We start from the raw sequence: 19,930 nt of genomic DNA, 5'->3' as shown, positions 1-19,930 counted from the left end.
GCAACTCTAATTCCACGGTAAGCTGATGGTTGTGTAGTTACTGGGCAGAAGCCCCGTTGTTCAAGTCTTTAATCTGCTCTACAGCTTTGTCCATGGCTGCCTTCGGATCGGTATTGTTATCCCAGATGGCCGGAAGTGCGGCATTCACCGGGCTCCAGACGTTCCCCATTTCAGGAATCGAAGGCATCGGCTGGGAGTTCTTGGCCTGCTCAGCAAAAGCGGATACGAACTCGTCACCCGTAATCTGCGGATCTTTCAGCGCTTCGAGGTTGGTCGGTACGGAGCCGACCAGCTTGTTAAGTGTCAGCTGCGAATCTTTGCCGGAAGCAAAGTGGGCATAGAGCTTAGCCGCATTCGGATATTGCGTGTAGGCGTTGACGGTAAAGATTTTGATCCCGGAGAAGGTAATAGCAGTTTTGCCGTCAATGGTAGGAACCGGGGCGATTCCCAGCTTGTCGCCCAGCGCTTCTTTATATCCGGCAAGCTCCCAAGGTCCTGTGATATCCATAGCTACATCCCCGCTGTTGAACAGACTGCGCTTGATATCCGGGTTAATGTCACCGCTCTTGATCGGCAAGACTTCCTTCAGCTTGGCAAATTCAGTCAGACCTTTGATTGCACCTTCATTGTTGAGGCCGATGTCGTCCTTGTCGGTACCGTCTTTGCCGAACAGGTAGCCGCCGGTAGTGGCGATGAACGGATAGTTGAAGTACATGTTGCCCACTTCCCACATAATGCCGTACCGGTTTTTGGCTTTATCGGTGAACGTTTTGCTGAAGGCAATAACGTCATCGAAGGATTTCGGAGCTTCTTTGACCAGAGACTTGTTATAGAACAACGCATAGGTCTCTGCCGCTCTAGGATAGCCGTACAGCTCGCCGTCATAGGAAGAACCTACGATGGAAGCCTCCGTATTCTCCGCCTTGGTCTGTTCTGCAAAAATATCGTTTGGAAGCAGCAGGCTCGCGCTGGCCGCCTTGCCGAGATTATCATGAGGAATGACGATGACGTCCGCAGCCAGACCGGAAGGACCATCCTGGGTAAGCTTGCCGACTTGATCCGGCGGGGCTACCTCTTCGATTTTGACCGGAACATTATACTTGGCAGTGAACTGCTTCGCGACTTCTTCGGCGAACTGTCTTTCTTCCTTACTCTCCCAGATCACTAGGGAAGCGCCTTCTTCAGGGACGATCTCACCCGCTGCCGGAGCGTTGTCGCTGCCAGCCCCTGCATTATCTGTAGCTGCCGCACTTTCCGCAGGCGCATTAGTCGCCGCTGCATTTCCCCCGGTATTGTTGTTTGAGCCGCACGCCGTAATTGAGATTGCCATCGAGCACGCTGCGGTGAGAACCATAAGTTTTTTGAGATCCATTCCTTTTAACCCCTCCTGTGTGTGTATATCACTTGATTTGACGATGAATCTTCTTTCCACTTTACGCTGATGCTTCTTTCGATTGTACGATGACGCTCCCTAGTTTGCGCAAACGATTTCAGAGGATTCAAAAAAAATTCTGCTTTCTTCCTGTGCCTCTTCCGAATACGTTATACCCGGTTTAGAAAGCGCTTCATTCCTGAATTCATAATACATCAGCAGGCTTGTAGTTGTAAAAACGTTTGCACACTATAAAATCAATGAAATTCGGCTATTTAACGGGGAAATTGTTACCTTTACTCTATATATCGCATGATTTCTTTAAATAACTTAAATATACTTCAATTTCAAAATTTGAATCTGCATTTTTTGTCGTATTTAGACGAATTTTGTTGTATAATTGCTAAATATTATCAATTTACAGACTTTGGAAATCGGTTTCCCGTTGAGTTTTCTTTGTGCAACTGTTTGTACAAACCTCTTGAACCTCATTTTGTTCCGTGCTATAATCCAAACCATCATGAAACACCTCATTCTTCACCAATCTAAAGGCACTGTCCCTTATCGGGTACAACCTCGGCGTAATCTGACCGGCGGTTGTGCCTTTTTGCCATGTGCAGAATCGGGTGCGTAATCTATATAAATTGAACTACTGGTTTTTATGTTTTGGGATTAGCCGTGACTCCAGAGAAGTTTTGGACTTCCGGCCGCTGTTGTCCGCAGATTTCTTGATATACCGTTGATAACGGTTGAAATCCGCAGACTGCTGATGCTTACGATGCGAGCTTTCCTGCGTAAAGCTTTCAGGCGGTCGCTACCGCTCCTCCAGTTCCAAAATTCCCCTCCGCCACTTTTCCCTTAATTTAAATTTCTAAGTTCACTCTATATAGCCAAACTAAATCTAGGAGGAATTATTATGTTATTAGAAGCCGTGTATCATCGTCCCCGTCTGAACTGGTCGTACGCCTACGATCACAACACCATCCACCTGCGGCTGCGGGCCAAGAAAGGCGATCTGACTGAGGTTTTCGCCTGGGCGGGCGATAAATATGCCTGGGACACCACCAAGGAATTAATCCCGATGACCCTGTTCACTTCCGATGCGATGTTCGATTACTGGGAATGCGAATCGGTGCCGCTCTACCGCAGGCTGAAATACGGCTTCCTGCTGCAGCAGGGCCAAGAGAGGATCTGGATGACAGAGAGTGATTTCCAGAAGGAGCGTCCCGCGAATCCCAACCGGCTGTTTGAATTCCCCTACATAAGCCGCGGTGATGTCTTCACGCCTCCGGCTTGGGTCAAGGATGCGGTGTTTTATCAGATTTTCCCGGAACGGTTCGCTAACGGCAATCCTGACATAAGTCCTGATCATGTGGAGCCTTGGGGCGGAACCCCCCGGCCGGATAATTTCTTCGGCGGAGATCTGCAGGGTGTCATAGATCATCTTGACCATCTGACAGAGCTGGGCATTACGGGCATTTATTTCACACCAGTCTTCACTGCCACCACCAATCACAAATATGACACCGAGGACTATATGCAGGTCGATCCGCATTTCGGTGATGTGGACACGCTGAAAAGATTGGTCGATGCTTGCCATGAGCGCGGTATCCGTGTGTTGCTGGATGCGGTCTTCAACCATGCGGGCCGTACCTTCGCCCCGTTCGTGGATGTACTGGAGAAAGGCGAGGATTCGGAGTATAAGAACTGGTTCCATATCCGGGAATATCCGCTCCAGGTCGTGAACAACATTCCGACTTACGATGCCTTCGCCTTCGAGCCGCTGATGCCGAAGCTGAACACGGAGCATCCTGAGGTGAAGGAATATTTGCTGAAGGTCGCAGAGTATTGGATTAAGGAGGTCGGCATCGACGGCTGGCGTCTGGATGTGGCCAACGAGGTGGATCACGAATTCTGGCGTGATTTCCGCAAAGTAGTGAAGCGCGCCAATCCTGAGGCTTACATTCTGGGCGAGATCTGGCATGAATCAGCCCCTTGGCTGGAAGGCGACAAATTCGATGCCGTAATGAACTACCCGTTCACCGATGCGGTGCTTGACTTCTTCGTCTACCGAACGCTGGATGCGGAAGGCTTCGCCCATTCGATCGGCAGACAGCTGTCCCGCTATCCGCTCCAGGCCAGCGAGGTTGCCTTCAATCTGCTTGACAGCCACGATACTGCGCGTCTGCTGACTGTGGCAGAGGGAGATAAGAACGTTATGAAGCTGGCTGCGCTGTTCCAGTTCACCTTCATGGGCACGCCCTGCATTTACTACGGAGATGAGATCGGAATGGATGGCGGAGGCGACCCGGACTGCCGGAAATGCATGGAGTGGGACCCTGAGCGGCAGGACCGCGATTTGTTCAACTTTTACCGTAAGCTGATTGAGATCCGCAGCAGCCATCCGGCACTGCGTACCGGACGCTTCACCTTCCTTGAAGCCGGAGCCGGGGGCAGTAAGCTGGCATATGAGCGCAGTCTGGACGATGATCTGATCATCGTGCTGATCAATACGGAGGAGACGGTGCAGACCTTCCGGCTGGACGTTCAGGAACGCAACTGGGAGAATCTGTGGACCGGCGAAGCGCTCCGCGCCGAACGCGGCAAGCTGTCACTGCGGCTGCCGGCATACGGCTTCGCCGTGCTTCAGGCCAACTTGTCCTAGGGTAACATCACAAGCATACCTTGCGAGACTATTTTAACCAGTAGCTTGTTAAGGTAATAACGGGCCTCAGTTAGGGTACACGGCGAAATGTTACGCTTAATTGCAGTCTGTACACCTAAAACGTCCAATGATCCACGCCTTAATCTTTGAAGTGCCACTTCAAATTGCTTTTGTAAATTGCCGGCAATGTTGAGTGAATTCGCTTCATACACCGGCAGTTACCGCAACACAAACAGGGTATTCCGCAGCAGCCTTCAGGCTGGCGGGAATACCCTGTTTCGTTATAAAGCCGGATTACTTGTACAGGCGGCTGAGCAGGTTATAGATCACCTGCGCGCTCTCTGCACGGGTCAGCTGTCCCTGGGGGATGAACTGCCGCTGCTCTCTGCCCTCTACAAGCTTCAAGGCTGTAGCAGCATTGACATAAGCCTTCGCCCATTCACGAATGCCGGAAGCATCTGCATACCCTGCCGGTGGCGCTGCCATTGCCAGCTTCTCTCCCTGCTTGAACTCCAGGGCACGGACAGCCATCACGGCCATCTCCTCACGGCTTATGGCCGCATCCGGTGCAAAGGAGCTGCGGCTGCGTCCATTGATGATCCCCAGACTTGCAGCTGCCTCTACATAAGTGGCGTACCACGCACCAGGATGGACATCTTCGAACGTTGTCTGTCCTTGCCCGGACTGTCCCAAGGCCCGCATCAGCAGCGCCGTAAACTCCGCACGGGTCACCGTCCGGGCCGGTTCAAAGGCCTCAGCGGTTACACCGGTAATGATTTGCTTCGCAGCCAGCGATGTAATTGCAGCAGAAGCCCAGTGAGTGCCCGGTACATCCTTAAAGACGGTATGCACCTCAAGCACCGCATACCTGCCGGATTGTGTAACTGCCGCCGTGTAGGAACCGTCCGTCTGGACTGCTCCCCCCATATACCGAAGCACACCGCCATCCTCCAGACTGAACACCCCCGTCCAATCCTTCGTTGGATGGCCTGTAAGCTTGAGTGTTAAAGTAACCGGTTGTTTGAATGAGTTAACAGGCAGGCGTGTACCGTCATGCTTGACCAGTTGCAGCTTAAGCTCGTAGATTCCTGACGCCGCACTCGCTAACCTGTTCTCCGTACTGAGCCTGCGGACCTCCTCCTGTACCGCAACCGGGCTAAGCGGACGAAGCTCCAGCAGGATTCGCGTGCTTTCAGCGTCCGCTTCCTTAACTAAGGCTTCAGCATCCGCAAGCACCGCACTCGGTACCGTAACAGTTAGCCCCTCCGATTGAATAACCAGTTCGTTCTTGCCCAGTAAGCCGGCTGCCTGAAGCGGCAGCAGTACCGCTGTCTTGCCCGGCTCCATGCGCAGCTCCACTCGGCCATCCATAGCAGAACTGAGCTGTGCCTCACTGACTTCCTGGATATCTCCCGGAACCGCCGGAGAGCTAGGCGAAGGTGTAACCAACGGAGTACCTCCGGATTCTCCACCCGGCACTGGTGTTGCTGTCGGCACTGGCGTCGGCACCACCGCCTCAGATTTCGCCGACAGAATGACCGTACCGCCAGCATCTCTGCCCGGCAGATCAATGCTAACCTTCCCAGCCGCCGATACCGTATACTCCTTGCCGCTGTATTCATCCTTCACAGCAGACAGGGGTTCATACGGAACAGGAATTTCCGCCTTCTGTCCTTCTGCTTTGCTGTTGATGACCGTCACAATATTCGTTTTGCCATACTGCTTGTTGAAGGCTAAGTACCCGGACTCATCATTACCTGCCAGCCAGCTGCGGGTTCCTCTGGCATACACCTCAGAATAATTCGCACGGATATTCAACAGCTTCTTGTAGTGATCGTGAAGCCCCTGCTCCGCATCCAGCTGATCCCATGGCATATCGCTGCGGTTCCCGCTGAACTCGCCCTCGGCCATATTGCCCGCATTCTTGCCTGAGCGGCCCAGCTCTTCGCCGTAATAGACAACTGGCTGGCCTTTGGCTGTAATCTGCAGGGCAGCAGCAACCTTCAGCTTGCCTTCGTCTCCGTCCACGTATTCGGACAGGAAGCCGTCTTCATCATGGCTGCTCAGGAACTGCGCCATCATTCGGGTATTGCCGATTTTCGCTTCACGCTCCTGGAGATAGGCATCGACAGCGGTAATGGAACCGCCGGTGAACCGCTTCGCCTGCTCCTTGAAGCCGAAGTCCAGCAGCCCGTCCATCTGGCCGCTCTCCAGCGTTCCGCCGTCATTACCGGCGGTTCCGCCGAAGTATTCGCCCACCAGCTTGAAGCTTGGATCGATCGTGGCCAGCGCATTTTTGAACGCTTTCCAGGTCGTATCCTCCACGTGCTTAACCGTATCTACCCGGAAATAGTCAATTGTATCTCCGCGCTCTGTCCGTGCATTGTTCAGCCAGCCGGTCTGCCAGGCGATCAGTTTCTCACGGACCGCAGGATCTTCGGTGCGGAAGTCTGGAAGCCCGCTCAGCTCGCCCCGAATGACATCCTTGTCTGCCTGTACTCCATCCGTGCGCAGCATTCCTGCGAAGCGCGCCTTATCCTCGGCCGTCACTCCAGGCTGCTCGTCGCTCTCCTTCAGCCCGTAGCCGGCATGATTGAGTACAACATCGACCATGATTTTGATGCCACGGTCATGCGCCTTGTCAATCAGCTCCTTGAAGGTGTCCATGTCGCCCAGATGCTCGTCAAGCTTCGTGAAATCCTTCGCCCAATACCCGTGGTAGGCATACTGCTTACCGCCGAAGCTTACCCCTTGGTTGAAATCGATATTATCGACAACCGGTGTAATCCAAAGAGTGTTGATCCCAAGCTCCTTCAGGTAATCGATATTATCGATCATCCCTCTGAAATCGCCGCCGTGATACGCTTCAGGATGGGTTGTGTCCACATTCTCATTGTTATCAGGGTCGCCGTCCTTGAAGCGGTCAGTCAGCGCGAAGTAGATCCGGGCCTCATCCCAGTCAAAATCTGTCTTCGCGCCACTGTACGTTCTGGCCTTAACTTCTATCTCAGCCGTCTGCCGGTGCGCATTGCCGTACTGGTCCACCAGAACCACCGGAATATTCTTGTGTCCGGCTGTTACATTCTGCTTCACCGACACAGTCTGCTGCATCAGCCCGGTATCCAGCTTGACCTTAGCAGGTCCGCCCAGCTCTGTAAGATCGAGATAAGCATCCGTGTAGGACACTTCCTCCGCAGAGGCTGCTTTTACCGTAATCACAGCGTTCTCATTGAAGTTCACCGCAGGCGGGCTGACTTCTGCTGTAATCTGCACCTCCGGCTTGTGGTAGCGGATCACCGATTCGCCGTCCACCGTATTGTGCGGGTCTGTCAGCTCGCGGGTCACACCATCCTTGGTAACCATGAAGCTATATTTATAAGTGCCCTCCTGCAGTCCTTCCAGCCGGTAGCTGAACCACTCCTTGGCCGTATCATACGTCATCGGATACTCGGCTCCGTTCACCTTCACCTTCATTTCCGTAATGGCCGATATAGCCCCGCTGCGGAACAGCTCGTCATCCCGGTAGAGGAATGTTACAGCTTCTCCTTGCAGGAGCGGACCACGGATAGCCGGCATTACGTTAAGCTCCTGAACCATGCTGGTGACATAGACTTTGGTGAAAAGCTCGCCCGGCACCAGCTCAATATAGCGGTCCTCCGCTATATCCTGTTTATTGTCCGCCCAGTCCAGCCCCTTGATCAGCACGAAGCCTACCCGGGTGGCCTCCTTGCCCACCTCGATCAGCACGCTGGAGCTTGCGGAACCGCCTGCTGGCTCCGGCAGCTTGACCTCTCCGTCAGCGGCTCCGGTATACCAGAGCCATACGCTCCAGTCCTTGTAATCCTTGTCGGGACGAGTGTATGTGAACTGCACATACCGCTTGCCGTCCGCTGGCTTCGCTGCGACTTCAACTGTGACTTGAACAGACAAGCCGCCATACGTAATCGTTATGGTAGCCGTGCCCGCCTTCAGTCCCTGGATCAGCCCTTTGCCGGTAACCGTGACAATCTCAGGCTTATCTGATACATACTGTGCCTTGGCGGTGACTGTGCTTGAAGCTCCGTCATCGTAGGTGGCGGTAACCGCCGCCTGATGTGTGCCGCCCGCCTGTAGCGAATAGGCAGATTTGTCGGCGGCAAGCTTGGTTAACACCGCTGCCGGTGCCTCCTTGCGCAGAATCACGGAGGTCAGCGGGTCGATCGTAATCGACTCAGCGCTCAGGCGGAAGCCGCTCTGCTCCGCCGCAGCAATCGCTGCCGTACCGGCCTGGTCACTGTCGGCTACGACCTCAGCCCCGGACAGGTCCTCCGGTAAGGTCAACGTTCTTGCCTTATTGTCGCCGTTCATGAAGACATAATAGATGCCGGTTCCATCCGTAGCCTTGCTGGAGTAGCCGATGACCAGATCCTGCTGCTGCATCTCGGGAGCCTGGATCAGCTTGACATTGGCATTCACCAGCCCTATATCGCCCAGCCGGAAGGCATTGGTTGATTTCCTGAGCTGGATCAGACCGGCCGTATAGGCTCTGGTCTCATTCTGTACCGGATGCTTCAACGCATCCGTTGCTGCTGCCCAGTCGAACTTATTCACGCTATCAGACGAATCGTAGGAATCGTGGATGAAATAACTGACCGATTGGTCCCCGACATCCCGCACCTCGGTATATTTCTGCTCGGGAACGCCTGCCGCCATCCACTGCTTTGTGCGCCCGTATTCCTGTCCGGCATGGAGAAAAGCTGTGCCCTGTGAAGTCAGCAGCAGCAGATTGCCAAGCCTGATCCGCTTCTGAATCTCCAGCTCATTCTCCGCAAGCTGCGGATTCTTGCGGAGCGTTAAGGCAATCACATCGTGAAGTGTTAGATTGTCATGCGCCTCGATATAAGGCACCATATCGCCCGGATCATCCGCCGGAACATTGGAGGGCTGGGCCTTGATATTGTTCAGGATCGTATTCAGATCACGTGCTCCGCCGGTAATGAAGCGCGGCTCTCCCTCCGAGCCGAAGCCCGATTTCAGCTCATTGCGGAATTCATCGGAGAACACGCCGACGCTGTCCGTTTTGTCCATCCATTTCTGGTCGGCACCTTGTCCCTTGAGCTCAGGCTCACCAGCATCTCCCCCGAAGGTAATCCAGCCTTCGCCGATGAACAGCGCCTTCGGATTGATGGCCTCCGCAGCATCATAAGCCGCCTGAACTGCGTCTGCTGTCGCGTCTCCCATCATGTCCCAGCGCATCCCGTCGATTTTATACTCCTCGAACCAGTATTTTACCGAATCCACCATCAGCTTCTCGGCCATCTTATGGCTGGTCGCCAGATTGTTGCCGAAGCCGCCGATGAAGTTGCCGTGCGCATCCTGGAAGGCATAATATCCGGGCACAATATCGTTCAGCAATTCCTTCTTGGCCATATGGGTGTATACCACATCAAGAATAACGCCCATTCCGGCCTCATGTACCGCATCAATCAGGCCTTTCAGCTCTCTAATCCGCGCTTCGGGGTCAGCCGGACGCTGGGAATACGCTCCATCCGGGGAGAAATAGCTGTGCGGATCATACCCCCAGTTGTATTCATTGCCCTGGGCCGAGTAATCCAGCTCCCGCTCATTCATCTGCGTCTCATCCCCGTAATACCAGGCCATGACCGGCAGCAGCTGAATATGGGTCACCCCAAGGGACTTGATATAATCCAGCTTTTTGGCAAAAGCGGCATAAGAGCCCCAACGCTCCCCGCCCAGACTGGACTGAATCGCTGGATCGGAGGTGAAGTCCCGGATATGGGCCTCATAGATTACCGCATCCTCGCGCTCCTCATAGCCAGGAATATCAGCCGCCTGGAAATCTGGCGGATTCGTTGTGCTGAGATCAACAATGGCCGCCTTGCCGACCGTATCGCCGCCAGCGCCTGCTTCCCCTGCCGTATTCACGGTGAACACAGCCATTGACTTGGCATAAGGATCAAGCACCTGCCGGGTGACCGAATCATTGGTGACCTCATACTGGTAGTAGAAGCCTCTCACATCCCCGGCACCCGGTGCACCTGCGAGATCAGCGGCTCTCAGCCGGGCCGACCAGACACCTTTCTCACCAGGGGTTAGCTCCACACGCCTAACCGTGCGGTCAGCATCGGCTGCATCGTATACCACGGCAGTCACAGAGCTTGCCTTCGGCGCCCACAGCTTCAGCGTTGCCGAATGATCGTCCTGATGGTACGCGGCTCCCAGATCATCCCCGGTGTAATTGTACATCTCATCGAGCATTCTCCAGCCGGTGGAAGCGGATACCGTTGCCCCGGCGTAAGTTACACGGAGCGGCGTCTTCTTCAGGTCAAAAGCACCCGTAGCCACCTCCAGTGTGCCTCCGCCCGTAATCGTCACCCCCGTGACCTGAATGGAGGTCCCTTCCGCGTCCTTCACGGTAATGGCGGTCTTCAGCGCAGCCGGGTCCAGCCCGTACGTCATGGTGAAGCCCAGCACCAGCTTGCCGGCAGACAGCACCTCCGCAGACAACAGGCCGACCGGCGTCTCGCCGAACGGCGAGGTGTAGACGTTCGGATCATTCTCCTTCACCCATAGCTGATTGTAGCGGTCCAGAAAAGCAAAGCTTTTGTTCTCATTGCCCGCCGGACCATCCTTGTCACCGCTGGCAGGCTTCATGACGATGAAGCTGATCGTCTTCGCGTTCTCGTTAAGCGGGATGTCAACGTACGCGCCATAGGAATCCTTATGCTCCGGCGCGAACGGAGTTGCGCCCTTCGGCCACCCTTCGGACGGCGAGGCGACATCATCCCACAGCCACAGGCCGTACTGGCTCTGATTATTATCCGCACGTGAATAATGAATCCGCACCGTATTCTCAGGGAGGGATACCGGCTCGTAAGGTGTCGTCAGATTGGAGCCTTCCTTGATCCAGACCTCATTGGTCTGCGGAGTACCGATCAGGAACGTCTTGTCCCCGTTCTCCATCTCCTTAACTCCGTTCACCCGGTTGACGACAAGGAAGGAGACTGATTTCGCCCCATCCTTGACTGGCAGATCGACATATGCGCCATAGGCATCGGTCTGTCTTGCCGGGAAGGGAACCGCACCCTTCGGCCAGTCCGTAGACGGGGAAGCCACATCGCCCCAGGTCCACAAGCCCAGATCGGCATAATTGCCGTCCGCACGCTGGTAATGAACCCGCAGATGTCCCGCTGGAACCGGCTGCAGCTCACCCGCACCTTCAGGAGCCGTATACAGAGCGGTGCCATTATGGTCCGCTGCGTTTATGTACAAGCCCTCTGCCTTATAAGCCATCTCCGTTACCGTTGAGGTTTCGTTCCAGTCCTTCGTCTCCGCCGGGTCCGGCCCGGCGGACTTCGTCTGCAAATCACCTGCATGCTCCGCTTTCACCACTGCAGCGCTTACTCTGGCCGGACCGATACCTAGGCTAGAGCTGATCAAAGCGAGAACCATCAGGACGGTAAATATTCTCTTAACCCGCACAGTAAATCTCATATCCGTTAATCCCCCCATTAGTGTTAATGATGTTTAGCCCATATGACGGATAACAACCCGCTCCTTACGGGCATTTGCTGTAGATGCGACCCGTTAATACGTAATTGCCTGCCCCCTTTCGATTATCAAAATACGAAGCCCACCATCAACAAGGACATACTCTGCGCAAACGTTTGCAAAAATGTCATCGAAGAACTTTTTTTCTGGACTCACATGGTTATAGCTTCGGAATCCTGCATGAAATCAACTTTTGTAAACGCTTGCTACAATTCGTTAAAATACTAAATCATCAGAAAAGTAACTGTCAACAACTATTTTAAGAAGACTGTGAAGCTCACCTTCTGCTTGATTTGCACACCATTGCTTTAATAATTGCACAAATTTGCGCATATCCTTATGCAACATCAAGAATTGCAGTACCTTCTGCTTCACAGGTAAGAGACCCGCTATTCGCCGGAATTATGCCTTGTTCAGGGTTTCTCTATTTACAATCATCCCCACTTCGATTAATATTACTGTGTAAAGCAAACGGTTCCATTAGGAGGTTTCTATGACAGTTACCATTAAGGACGTTGCCAAGAAAGCGGGGGTCTCTCCCTCCACGGTGTCCCGGGTGTTGTCAGGCCATCCCAGAATCAGCTTGGAAACTTCCCGTAAGGTCAAAGTGATTATGGAAGAAATGGGCTACACCCCGAACATGATGGCCAAGAGTCTGGTTTCCAAAACAACGAACAGCATCTGCATCATTCTTCCGAAGCCTGCAGAGGAGCTGTTCTCTAACCTGTTTTTTATGGAACTGATCCGTGGGATCGTTACCCAGTCCAGCCGCTCCGGCTACGATGTGCTGATCAGCTCGGGTGCCAACGAGAAGGAGGAGCTGGAAGCGGTCTCCCGCCTGCTCAAGGGACGCCGCGTAGACGGTGTGATTCTGCTGTACTCCCGCAAGGATGATGCGGTCATTGATTTCTTGCAGGCGGGCGACTATCCGTTTGTCCTGGTGGGACGAAGTGACCGTTACGAGGATATCCTCTCGGTGGATAATGATAATGTCATGGCGGCCTTCGATGCGACGAATCATCTCATTGCGATGGGACATGAGCGCATCGGCTTCGTCAGCGGACCGCCGAATCTGATCGTATCGCGCGACCGTCTGGAGGGCTACCGCAAAGCGATGCAGAGCAAGGGCCTGGAGATGCGCGAGGAATGGATTGTCGAAGGTGAATTCCTGCAGGACAGCGGCTATAGGGCGATGTCCTTCTTCATGAATCTTCCGAACCGCCCGACCGCGCTTGTTGCGGTGGATGATATGGTCTCTTTCGGCGTATTGCGCGGGTTGAATGAGCTGAAGTACAAGGTGCCCGAGGATCTGGCGATTGTCAGCTTCAACAACATCCCGCTCTCGGAATTGTCCAGTCCGCCGATCAGCAGCATTGATATCGGGATCTATCATCTGGGCTACACGGCATCACAGGTGCTGATCCAGAGTATTCAGAAGCCGGAGAACCAGGACGGATATACGAACCGTTTTGTCATTCCCCACCGCCTGATTGTCCGCGAATCCTCGATGTATTCCCCGGGGAAATAAGACAGGAACAAGAAAGATGAATGAAGCTTATGGTGCTTCATTTATTTTTTCGCAATTTGTTCAAACGTTTGCGCTAATGATTAGAATGTTCGAAAAACTGCTGATCTGCAGACAAATGTTGCACTTTTTGCAGGACTTCCCTAAGCAGGGCATGATCCGCAGACAAATGTTGCACATAGTGCAGGATTCTCGCCTGTTTGGCGCGTAACGCTCACCGATTGTTGTACTTTGTGCAGGATTTCCTCGACATGGGCACAATTCGGCAGTGAAAGTTGCATAAGTTGCAGGAATTCCGCCCATTTGGGGCGATGTCCATATACACATATATTGATTCACTAATACTTCGTAGGAGGAACAACCATGTCTGATATCAAAGCCTGCCTGTTCGATCTGGACGGCGTTCTCGTGGACACTGCCCGGTACCACTATATTGCCTGGAGGGAGCTGGCCGCAGAGCTTGGATTTGTCTTCACTGAGCAGGATAACGAGCGGCTCAAGGGGGTCAGCCGGGCCGCCTCGCTCAACATCCTGCTGGAGATCGGCGGCATCACGCTTGGCGAAGACGAGAAAGCACGGCTTGCAGAGCAGAAGAATAACCGTTATGTCGAGTACATCGCCAAGATGGACAGCTCGGAGATTCTCCCCGGCGCTCTGGACTTCCTGAAGGAATGCCGGACAGCCGGCATCAAGGTAGCCCTAGGCTCAGCCAGTAAGAATGCAATGACCATCTTGAACAATACCGGCCTGACCCCATACTTCGATGCCATCATTGACGGCACGCATACAAGCGCGGCCAAGCCGGACCCGGAGGTCTTCCTGCTGGGCGCGAAGGCTCTGAACACCGCTCCCGCACACTGTGTAGTCTTCGAGGATGCCGCAGCCGGCATCCTGGCCGCTTCCCGCGCCGGTATGCGCAGCGTAGGCATCGGTTCCCCCGAGACGCTAGGCGAAGCAACACTCGTCGTCCCTTCCCTGCAGCAGCTCACAGTTGCCACGCTGAAGGAATCTTTTGCCACTGTATGACGAATAGTAACAGAGGCTGAGCCTAGCCGTGAGCCTTTCCGCTCAAGCGGCATCTCTAGCCCGCCGGATAGCCTAACTGTACTTTGTACAACTAATTTGCTAATTTAGCCCCCGGTTATCCGCTTAGTTGTACTTTGTACAATTATGTTATCACCTTAAGGCTGATATGACCTTTTACGGCAGATTTAGTTGTACAGACTACAGTTATACGACTCCAGTCCCTCTAATCGCACCTTTTAAATGCACAGAATACAACTAACTTTAAGTCTAAGCCCCTGAGCTTCGCTCCGGGTGCGGAAAGCGTACATTACTCCATGCACTCGTTAGTTGATATCATCCGTTGAATAAAGGCATCTGAGGACAACAGCGATCATAACATCCTTTCGCATTCGGAGCGGCCTGCACGGACCGGCGAGACTAAGACACACGGTTCATTTTCTATCCCCATCCCCCTTAAAGGAGCCAAAATCATGAAACAATACTTAACAATCAACGAATGGTCCATTATCGAAGAGTCCTTTGATCCGCAGACCCAGGAAATATCCGAAAGCGTATTTAGTATCGGGAACGGATACATGGGCGGCAGAGCCAACTTCGAGGAGCAGTATAGCGGACCCAGTCTGCAAGGCAGCTACATGGCTGGCGTCTACTACCCAGACAAAACACGGGTCGGCTGGTGGAAGAACGGGTACCCGGAGTATTTTGCCAAAGTGCTGAACAGCACTAACTGGATCGGCATCAACATCGAGCTGGACGGGACGCCGCTGGATCTGGCCGAATGCACAGTCAGCGAATTCCGCCGGGTACTCAATATGAAGGAAGGGACACTCTCCCGCAGCTTCACCGCAACCACTCGGGACGGCAAAGAAGTTAAGGTAGAGAGCATCCGGATTGTCAGCATGGTCCGCCATGAGATCGGGGCAATCCGCTATTCCATCAGCCCGCTGAACTTCTCCGGCGAAATCACCGTAACCCCCTACCTGGACGGCGATATCAAGAACAAGGATGCCAACTATGACGAGAAATTCTGGAACGAGGTGGAGAAGAAGGCCGGACCAGAAGGCGGGCATTTGACCCTAAAGACCAAAAAGCTCGATTTCCACGTCACCTCCGCCTTCGCCTTCGATATTCTGCTGAATGGGGAGCCGGTTGCTGCCGAAGCTGAAGTGCTGGAGCAAGACAAATATGTGGGCAGTACAGTGAACGTTCAAGTACAATCCGGTGACCAACTGGTTATTTATAAGTATGCTGCGAATGTTACCTCCCGCAATTACGGACTGGGACAGCTCACGGATGCCGCATCGGCTGCACTGCAAAGTGCGCGGGAGGCGGGGTTTGTGGCACTACTCACGGAACAGGCTGCGGCTTGGGGCGACAAGTGGAAGGAAAGCGACATTATTATTGAAGGTGATGTGTCGGCGCAGCAGGCGATCCGGTTCAATATTTTCCAGCTGAATCAGACCTATACGGGCGAGGACGACCGGCTCAACATCGGACCGAAGGGCTTCACCGGGGAAAAATACGGCGGCAGCACCTACTGGGATACGGAAGCTTATTGTGTGCCGTTCTATCTCAGTACCGCCGACTCCGCGATTGCCCGCAATCTGCTGATTTACCGCTACAAGCATCTGGAGAAGGCCAAGGAGAACGCCCGCAAGCTCGGCTACCGCAAAGGCGCGCTCTACCCGATGGTCACGATGAACGGTGAGGAGTGCCACAACGAGTGGGAGATTACGTTCGAGGAGATTCACCGCAACGGCGCGATTGCTTATGCCATCTATAACTATGTGAATTATACCGGCGACAAGGCTTATCTGGGCCAATACGGTCTGGAGGTGCTGGTGGAGATTGCGCGCTTCTGGGAGGAGCGTGTGAACTATGTGGCGCATAAGGACAAATACGTCATGCTGGGCGTCACCGGCCCGAATGAATACGAGAATAACGTCAATAACAACTGGTACACGAACCGGATGGCGGCCTGGACGATGGAGTATACACTGGAGGCACTTGCCTATTTGCAGGAGAATGAGGGTACGCGTTACGCCGAACTGGCGGATAAGCTGGAGCTGCTGGAGAGCGAAACAGCCAAGTGGAATGAGATTATCGCCAAAATGTACTATCCGGCTGACGGGGAACGCGGCATCTTCCTCCAGCAGGACGGCTTCCTCGACAAGGAGATCATTCAGGTCAAGGATGTGCTGCCGGAGAACCTGCCGCTGAACCAGAAATGGTCATGGGACCGGATTCTGCGCTCTTGCTTCATCAAGCAGGCGGATGTACTTCAGGGACTCTACTTCCTCGGCGACCGATATGATCTGGAGACTAAGAAGCGTAACTTCGACTTCTACGAGCCGATTACCGTGCATGAGTCCTCCCTCTCCCCTTGCATCCATGCCATTCTGGCCTGTGAGCTGGGCTACAAGGAGAAGGCGTACGAGATGTACCTGCGGACCTCGCGGCTGGATCTCGACAATTACAATAACGATACGGAGGATGGCTGCCATACCACCAGCATGGCGGGCACGTGGATGTCGGTTGTCCATGGCTTCGGCGGACTTCGGGTGCTGAATGACCGGCTCGTGCTGAACCCGTCTAACCCGGGACACTGGACCTCTTATTCGTTCAAAATCATGTTCCGCGGCTCACGGCTAAAAGTGACCGTGACCGATGCACTGGTTACCGTCAGCAACGAAACCGAGGTTCCAGCCTCGCTCACTATTCACGGCAAGGAGTATACGGTGAACGGACTGGGCAGCGTCAGTGCCGGGGGCGCTTCCGTCACGGTGTAATTTGATCAGCCCCGAAGATATTAGCTTCTTCGGGGCTTTTTTGAAATTTGTTATTGAAAATTAATTCAGCAGGAAAGGCGGAAAGGAAATTTGGAAGTGTAGGAGCGATAGCGTCCGCCTTTGTCACCGGATTTCTACCGCGAATAGCGGTTAAATCAGGAAATCTGGGGACAACAGCGGCCGGAACTCCAAATCTTCCTTGGAGCCAACACTGCCGCTGATACCATTTTGTAACTAAATTTTAAATACCACTAGAAGGAGCGTCCCCCAATGAAAAGAGCCTTTTGGAAAGAAGCCGTAGTCTACCAGATCTACCCGCGCAGCTTCCAGGACAGCAATGGAGACGGCATCGGCGATCTGCAGGGTATCATCTCCCGGCTGGATTATCTGCAGAAGCTGGGCGTTACTGTCGTCTGGCTGTCGCCGGTCTACAAATCGCCGAATGACGACAATGGTTACGATATTAGCGATTACGAGGATATTATGGATGAGTTCGGTACGCTGCGGGACTGGGAGGAGCTGCTCGCCGGACTGCATGAACGCGGCATGAAGCTGATGATGGATCTTGTCATCAACCATTCCTCGGACGAGCACGCCTGGTTCGCGGAATCCCGCTCTTCGAAGGATAATCCCTACCGGGATTATTACATCTGGCGTCCCGGCGGACCGGACGGCGCGTTGCCGAACAACTGGAGCTCCATCTTCAGCGGACCCGCCTGGGAGCGGGATGAGGCGACCGGCGAATATTATCTCCACCTTTTCTCGCGCAAGCAGCCGGATCTGAACTGGGAGAATCCGCGGCTGCGTGAGGCGCTTTACAAAATGATTGCCTTCTGGCTCGACAAGGGTGTCGACGGGCTACGGATGGATGTCATTAACCTGATCTCCAAGGTGGAGGGTCTGCCTTCGGTCGAGCATGAGGATCTCACACCCGGGGAGCTGGCAGGCGGCGGCGAATACTACATGAATGGTCCACGGGTCCATGAGTATCTGCAGGAGATGAACCGTGAGGTCCTCTCCAAATATGAGGTAATGACCGTTGGCGAGACCCCGGGAGCCACTGTCGAGGACGCCATTCTCTACACGGACGAAGACCGTCATGAGCTGCAGATGGTATTCCAGTTCGAGCATATGGACGTCGATTCCGGCCCGGGCGGCAAATGGAATGTCGTGCCGTGGACGCTGAAGGGTCTGCGCGATATTTTGCATAAATGGCAGGTGGGGCTTGCAGACAAGGGCTGGAACAGCCTCTATCTCAACAACCATGATCAGCCGCGGATGGTCTCCCGGTTCGGAGATGACGGCAAATACCGGGTCCAATCGGCCAAAATGCTGGCCACCCTGCTGCACACGCTCAAAGGCACGCCTTACATCTATCAGGGCGAGGAAATCGGCATGACCAATGTGAAGTTCCCCGTGCTTGAAGACTATAAGGATATCGAGATTCTCAATATGTACCGGGAAAAGGTGACCGAAGGCGGCGCAGACCATGACACCATTCTCCAAGCGATTCATACCAAAGGCCGCGATAATGCCCGCACGCCGATGCAGTGGGACGCTTCAGCCAATGCCGGATTCACCGCCGGAACTCCGTGGCTGAAGCTCAATCCGCGCTATACGGAGATCAATGTGGAGCAGGCGCTGGCTGATGCGGACTCGGTATTTTACTATTATCAGCAGTTGATTCGGCTGCGCAAGCAGCATCTGATTATGGTCTATGGCGATTATGAGCTGCTGCTGCCGGAGCATGAATATATCTATGCCTATACCCGCACCCTGGAAGGTGAAAAGTGGCTGATTCTGCTTAACTTCAGTGATACCCCGCAGACTATCGGACTAACTGAGGAGCTGAATGCCGTCACCGCAACGATCATCGGCAATTATGCAGAGGAGCCCGCAGTCATGGACCGCAGCACCCTCCGCCCTTACGAGGCCAGAGTCTGCCGGATCGGTTAGCATTACGAATACTGACAAACTCCTTCAAATATGACATCATAGGTGGATAGAACGCCGGACGAAGCCTGTCACTAATGAGCAGAGAATAACAGGAACATACGTGCGGTAGTATGATAGGATGATTTCAGAAGGAGATGGGGAGCTTTGGAATGGCTGATCCGAATGAAGAACGCACTGGACTATATGGAGCTCAAAATGACTGAAACGCTGCGTATCGAGGATGTGGCTGAGGTAGCTTATGTCTCACCGTTCCACTTCCAGCGCATGTTCAGTATGCTGACCGGCTTCACCGTGGCCGACTATATCCGCAAGCGCAGATTGACGCTGGCCGCCCAGGAGCTGGCCGTATCCAAGGTTCGTGTGCTGGATGTGGCACTGAAATACGGATATGAATCGCCGGAGTCCTTCGCCAAGGCGTTCCGCAAGGCGCATGGGATTACTCCTTCGGAAGCGCGTAAACCGGGCGTCCAGCTCAAAGCCTTCCCCCGCATCTCGTTCCACCTATCATTGAAGGGAGATCAGGACATGGACTATAAAATCGTGGATAAACCAGCTTTTACCGTTATCGGCAAATCAATGGAGGTCACTACCCGTGAGGGGGAGAATTTCCGCAGAATCCCGCAGTTCTGGGACGAATGCAATGAGGACGGCACTTCCGACAAGCTGATTGAGCTTAGTTCCTCCCGCGAGTGGCTTGGCATCTGTATGAACATGGATATGGAGAAGGAAATGCTTACTTACTGGATCGGAGTGGAAGGAACGCCGGAGACGGATGCACAGGGGTATGAGACAGCTGTTGTTCCGGCCGCCAGCTGGGCGGTCTTCCGGTCCGAGGGTGCTTTGCCGCATGCGATCCAAGGGGTTTGGCAGCGGATCTACCAGGAATGGTTCCCGGGAACCGGCTACGAGCATACCGGCGGGCCTGAGATTGAGGTATACCCGCCCGGCGATACGAACTCTGAGGATTTTGTGTGTGAAGTATGGATTCCGGTGATGAAGAAATAAGCACTGCAAGGCTGAATGTGGTATCCGGGAACGGCTTCGCT

General features: G+C 53.8%; 10 protein-coding genes. 7 read left to right on the top strand and 3 right to left on the bottom strand.

From position 1 onward, the window contains the following. Positions 1 to 37: 37 nt before the first annotated feature. Positions 38 to 1,372: a sugar ABC transporter substrate-binding protein gene (locus MKX63_RS21805; RefSeq protein WP_341020007.1), complete on the bottom strand. Its 1,335-nt coding sequence runs from the start codon at positions 1,370 to 1,372 to the stop codon at positions 38 to 40. 916 nt (positions 1,373 to 2,288) lie between these two features. Between MKX63_RS21805 and MKX63_RS21800 the strand changes: the two genes are divergently transcribed. Next, the gene (locus tag MKX63_RS21800; protein ID WP_341020004.1) at positions 2,289 to 4,037 is read left to right on the top strand and encodes an alpha-glycosidase; all 1,749 of its coding nucleotides are present in this window, start codon (positions 2,289 to 2,291) and stop codon (positions 4,035 to 4,037) included. A 294-nt stretch (positions 4,038 to 4,331) separates the two neighbouring features. On the opposite strand, the gene MKX63_RS21795 is transcribed toward MKX63_RS21800, so the two are convergent. Beyond that, positions 4,332 to 11,531 (bottom strand): pullulanase, encoded by a 7,200-nt coding sequence (locus MKX63_RS21795; RefSeq protein ID WP_341020002.1) that lies wholly within the window; start codon positions 11,529 to 11,531, stop codon positions 4,332 to 4,334. Between the two features lie 273 nt (positions 11,532 to 11,804). Next, positions 11,805 to 11,963, bottom strand: a complete 159-nt coding sequence (locus MKX63_RS21790) for a hypothetical protein (protein WP_341020000.1) — start codon at positions 11,961 to 11,963, stop codon at positions 11,805 to 11,807. A 118-nt stretch (positions 11,964 to 12,081) separates the two neighbouring features. Here MKX63_RS21790 and MKX63_RS21785 point away from each other — a divergent pair, with 118 nt between their 5' ends. The 6 genes from MKX63_RS21785 to MKX63_RS21760 all read left to right on the top strand — a co-directional run bounded on the left by MKX63_RS21785 (position 12,082) and on the right by MKX63_RS21760 (position 19,889). Beyond that, positions 12,082 to 13,116 (top strand): LacI family DNA-binding transcriptional regulator, encoded by a 1,035-nt coding sequence (locus MKX63_RS21785; RefSeq protein ID WP_341019999.1) that lies wholly within the window; start codon positions 12,082 to 12,084, stop codon positions 13,114 to 13,116. A gap of 16 nt (positions 13,117 to 13,132) precedes the next feature. Further along, positions 13,133 to 13,324, top strand: coding sequence for a hypothetical protein (locus MKX63_RS21780; protein WP_341019997.1), 192 nt, complete (start codon positions 13,133 to 13,135; stop codon positions 13,322 to 13,324). Positions 13,325 to 13,476: 152 nt separating this feature from the next. Then, on the top strand, positions 13,477 to 14,139 hold the full coding sequence (gene pgmB / locus MKX63_RS21775; protein ID WP_341019996.1) for a beta-phosphoglucomutase: 663 nt from the start codon (positions 13,477 to 13,479) through the stop codon (positions 14,137 to 14,139). Between the two features lie 470 nt (positions 14,140 to 14,609). Then, positions 14,610 to 16,928: a glycoside hydrolase family 65 protein gene (locus MKX63_RS21770; protein WP_341019995.1), complete on the top strand. Its 2,319-nt coding sequence runs from the start codon at positions 14,610 to 14,612 to the stop codon at positions 16,926 to 16,928. A 270-nt stretch (positions 16,929 to 17,198) separates the two neighbouring features. Continuing rightward, positions 17,199 to 18,884 carry a glycoside hydrolase family 13 protein gene (locus tag MKX63_RS21765; RefSeq protein ID WP_341019993.1) on the top strand — a complete coding sequence of 562 codons (1,686 nt, stop codon included), beginning with the start codon at positions 17,199 to 17,201 and terminating at the stop codon, positions 18,882 to 18,884. Between the two features lie 144 nt (positions 18,885 to 19,028). Next, on the top strand, positions 19,029 to 19,889 hold the full coding sequence (locus MKX63_RS21760; protein WP_341019992.1) for an AraC family transcriptional regulator: 861 nt from the start codon (positions 19,029 to 19,031) through the stop codon (positions 19,887 to 19,889). Positions 19,890 to 19,930 lie beyond the last annotated feature (41 nt).

The sequence above is a fragment of the Paenibacillus sp. FSL R7-0179 genome, assembly GCF_038002265.1.
Lineage (GTDB): Bacteria > Bacillota > Bacilli > Paenibacillales > Paenibacillaceae > Paenibacillus_AQ.
This window is presented reverse-complemented; position numbering and strand designations above follow the sequence as displayed.

Bases quoted from the DNA above. Each gene is read 5' to 3' on its own strand.
- MKX63_RS21770 (WP_341019995.1), top strand. From the start codon at position 14,610: ATGAAACAATACTTAACAATCAACGAATGGTCCATTATCGAAGAGTCC.
- pgmB (WP_341019996.1), top strand. From the start codon at position 13,477: ATGTCTGATATCAAAGCCTGCCTGTTCGATCTGGACGGCGTTCTCGTG.
- MKX63_RS21780 (WP_341019997.1), top strand. From the start codon at position 13,133: ATGAATGAAGCTTATGGTGCTTCATTTATTTTTTCGCAATTTGTTCAA.
- MKX63_RS21795 (WP_341020002.1), bottom strand. From the start codon at position 11,531: ATGAGATTTACTGTGCGGGTTAAGAGAATATTTACCGTCCTGATGGTT.
- MKX63_RS21765 (WP_341019993.1), top strand. From the start codon at position 17,199: ATGAAAAGAGCCTTTTGGAAAGAAGCCGTAGTCTACCAGATCTACCCG.
- MKX63_RS21800 (WP_341020004.1), top strand. From the start codon at position 2,289: ATGTTATTAGAAGCCGTGTATCATCGTCCCCGTCTGAACTGGTCGTAC.
- MKX63_RS21805 (WP_341020007.1), bottom strand. From the start codon at position 1,372: ATGGATCTCAAAAAACTTATGGTTCTCACCGCAGCGTGCTCGATGGCA.
- MKX63_RS21785 (WP_341019999.1), top strand. From the start codon at position 12,082: ATGACAGTTACCATTAAGGACGTTGCCAAGAAAGCGGGGGTCTCTCCC.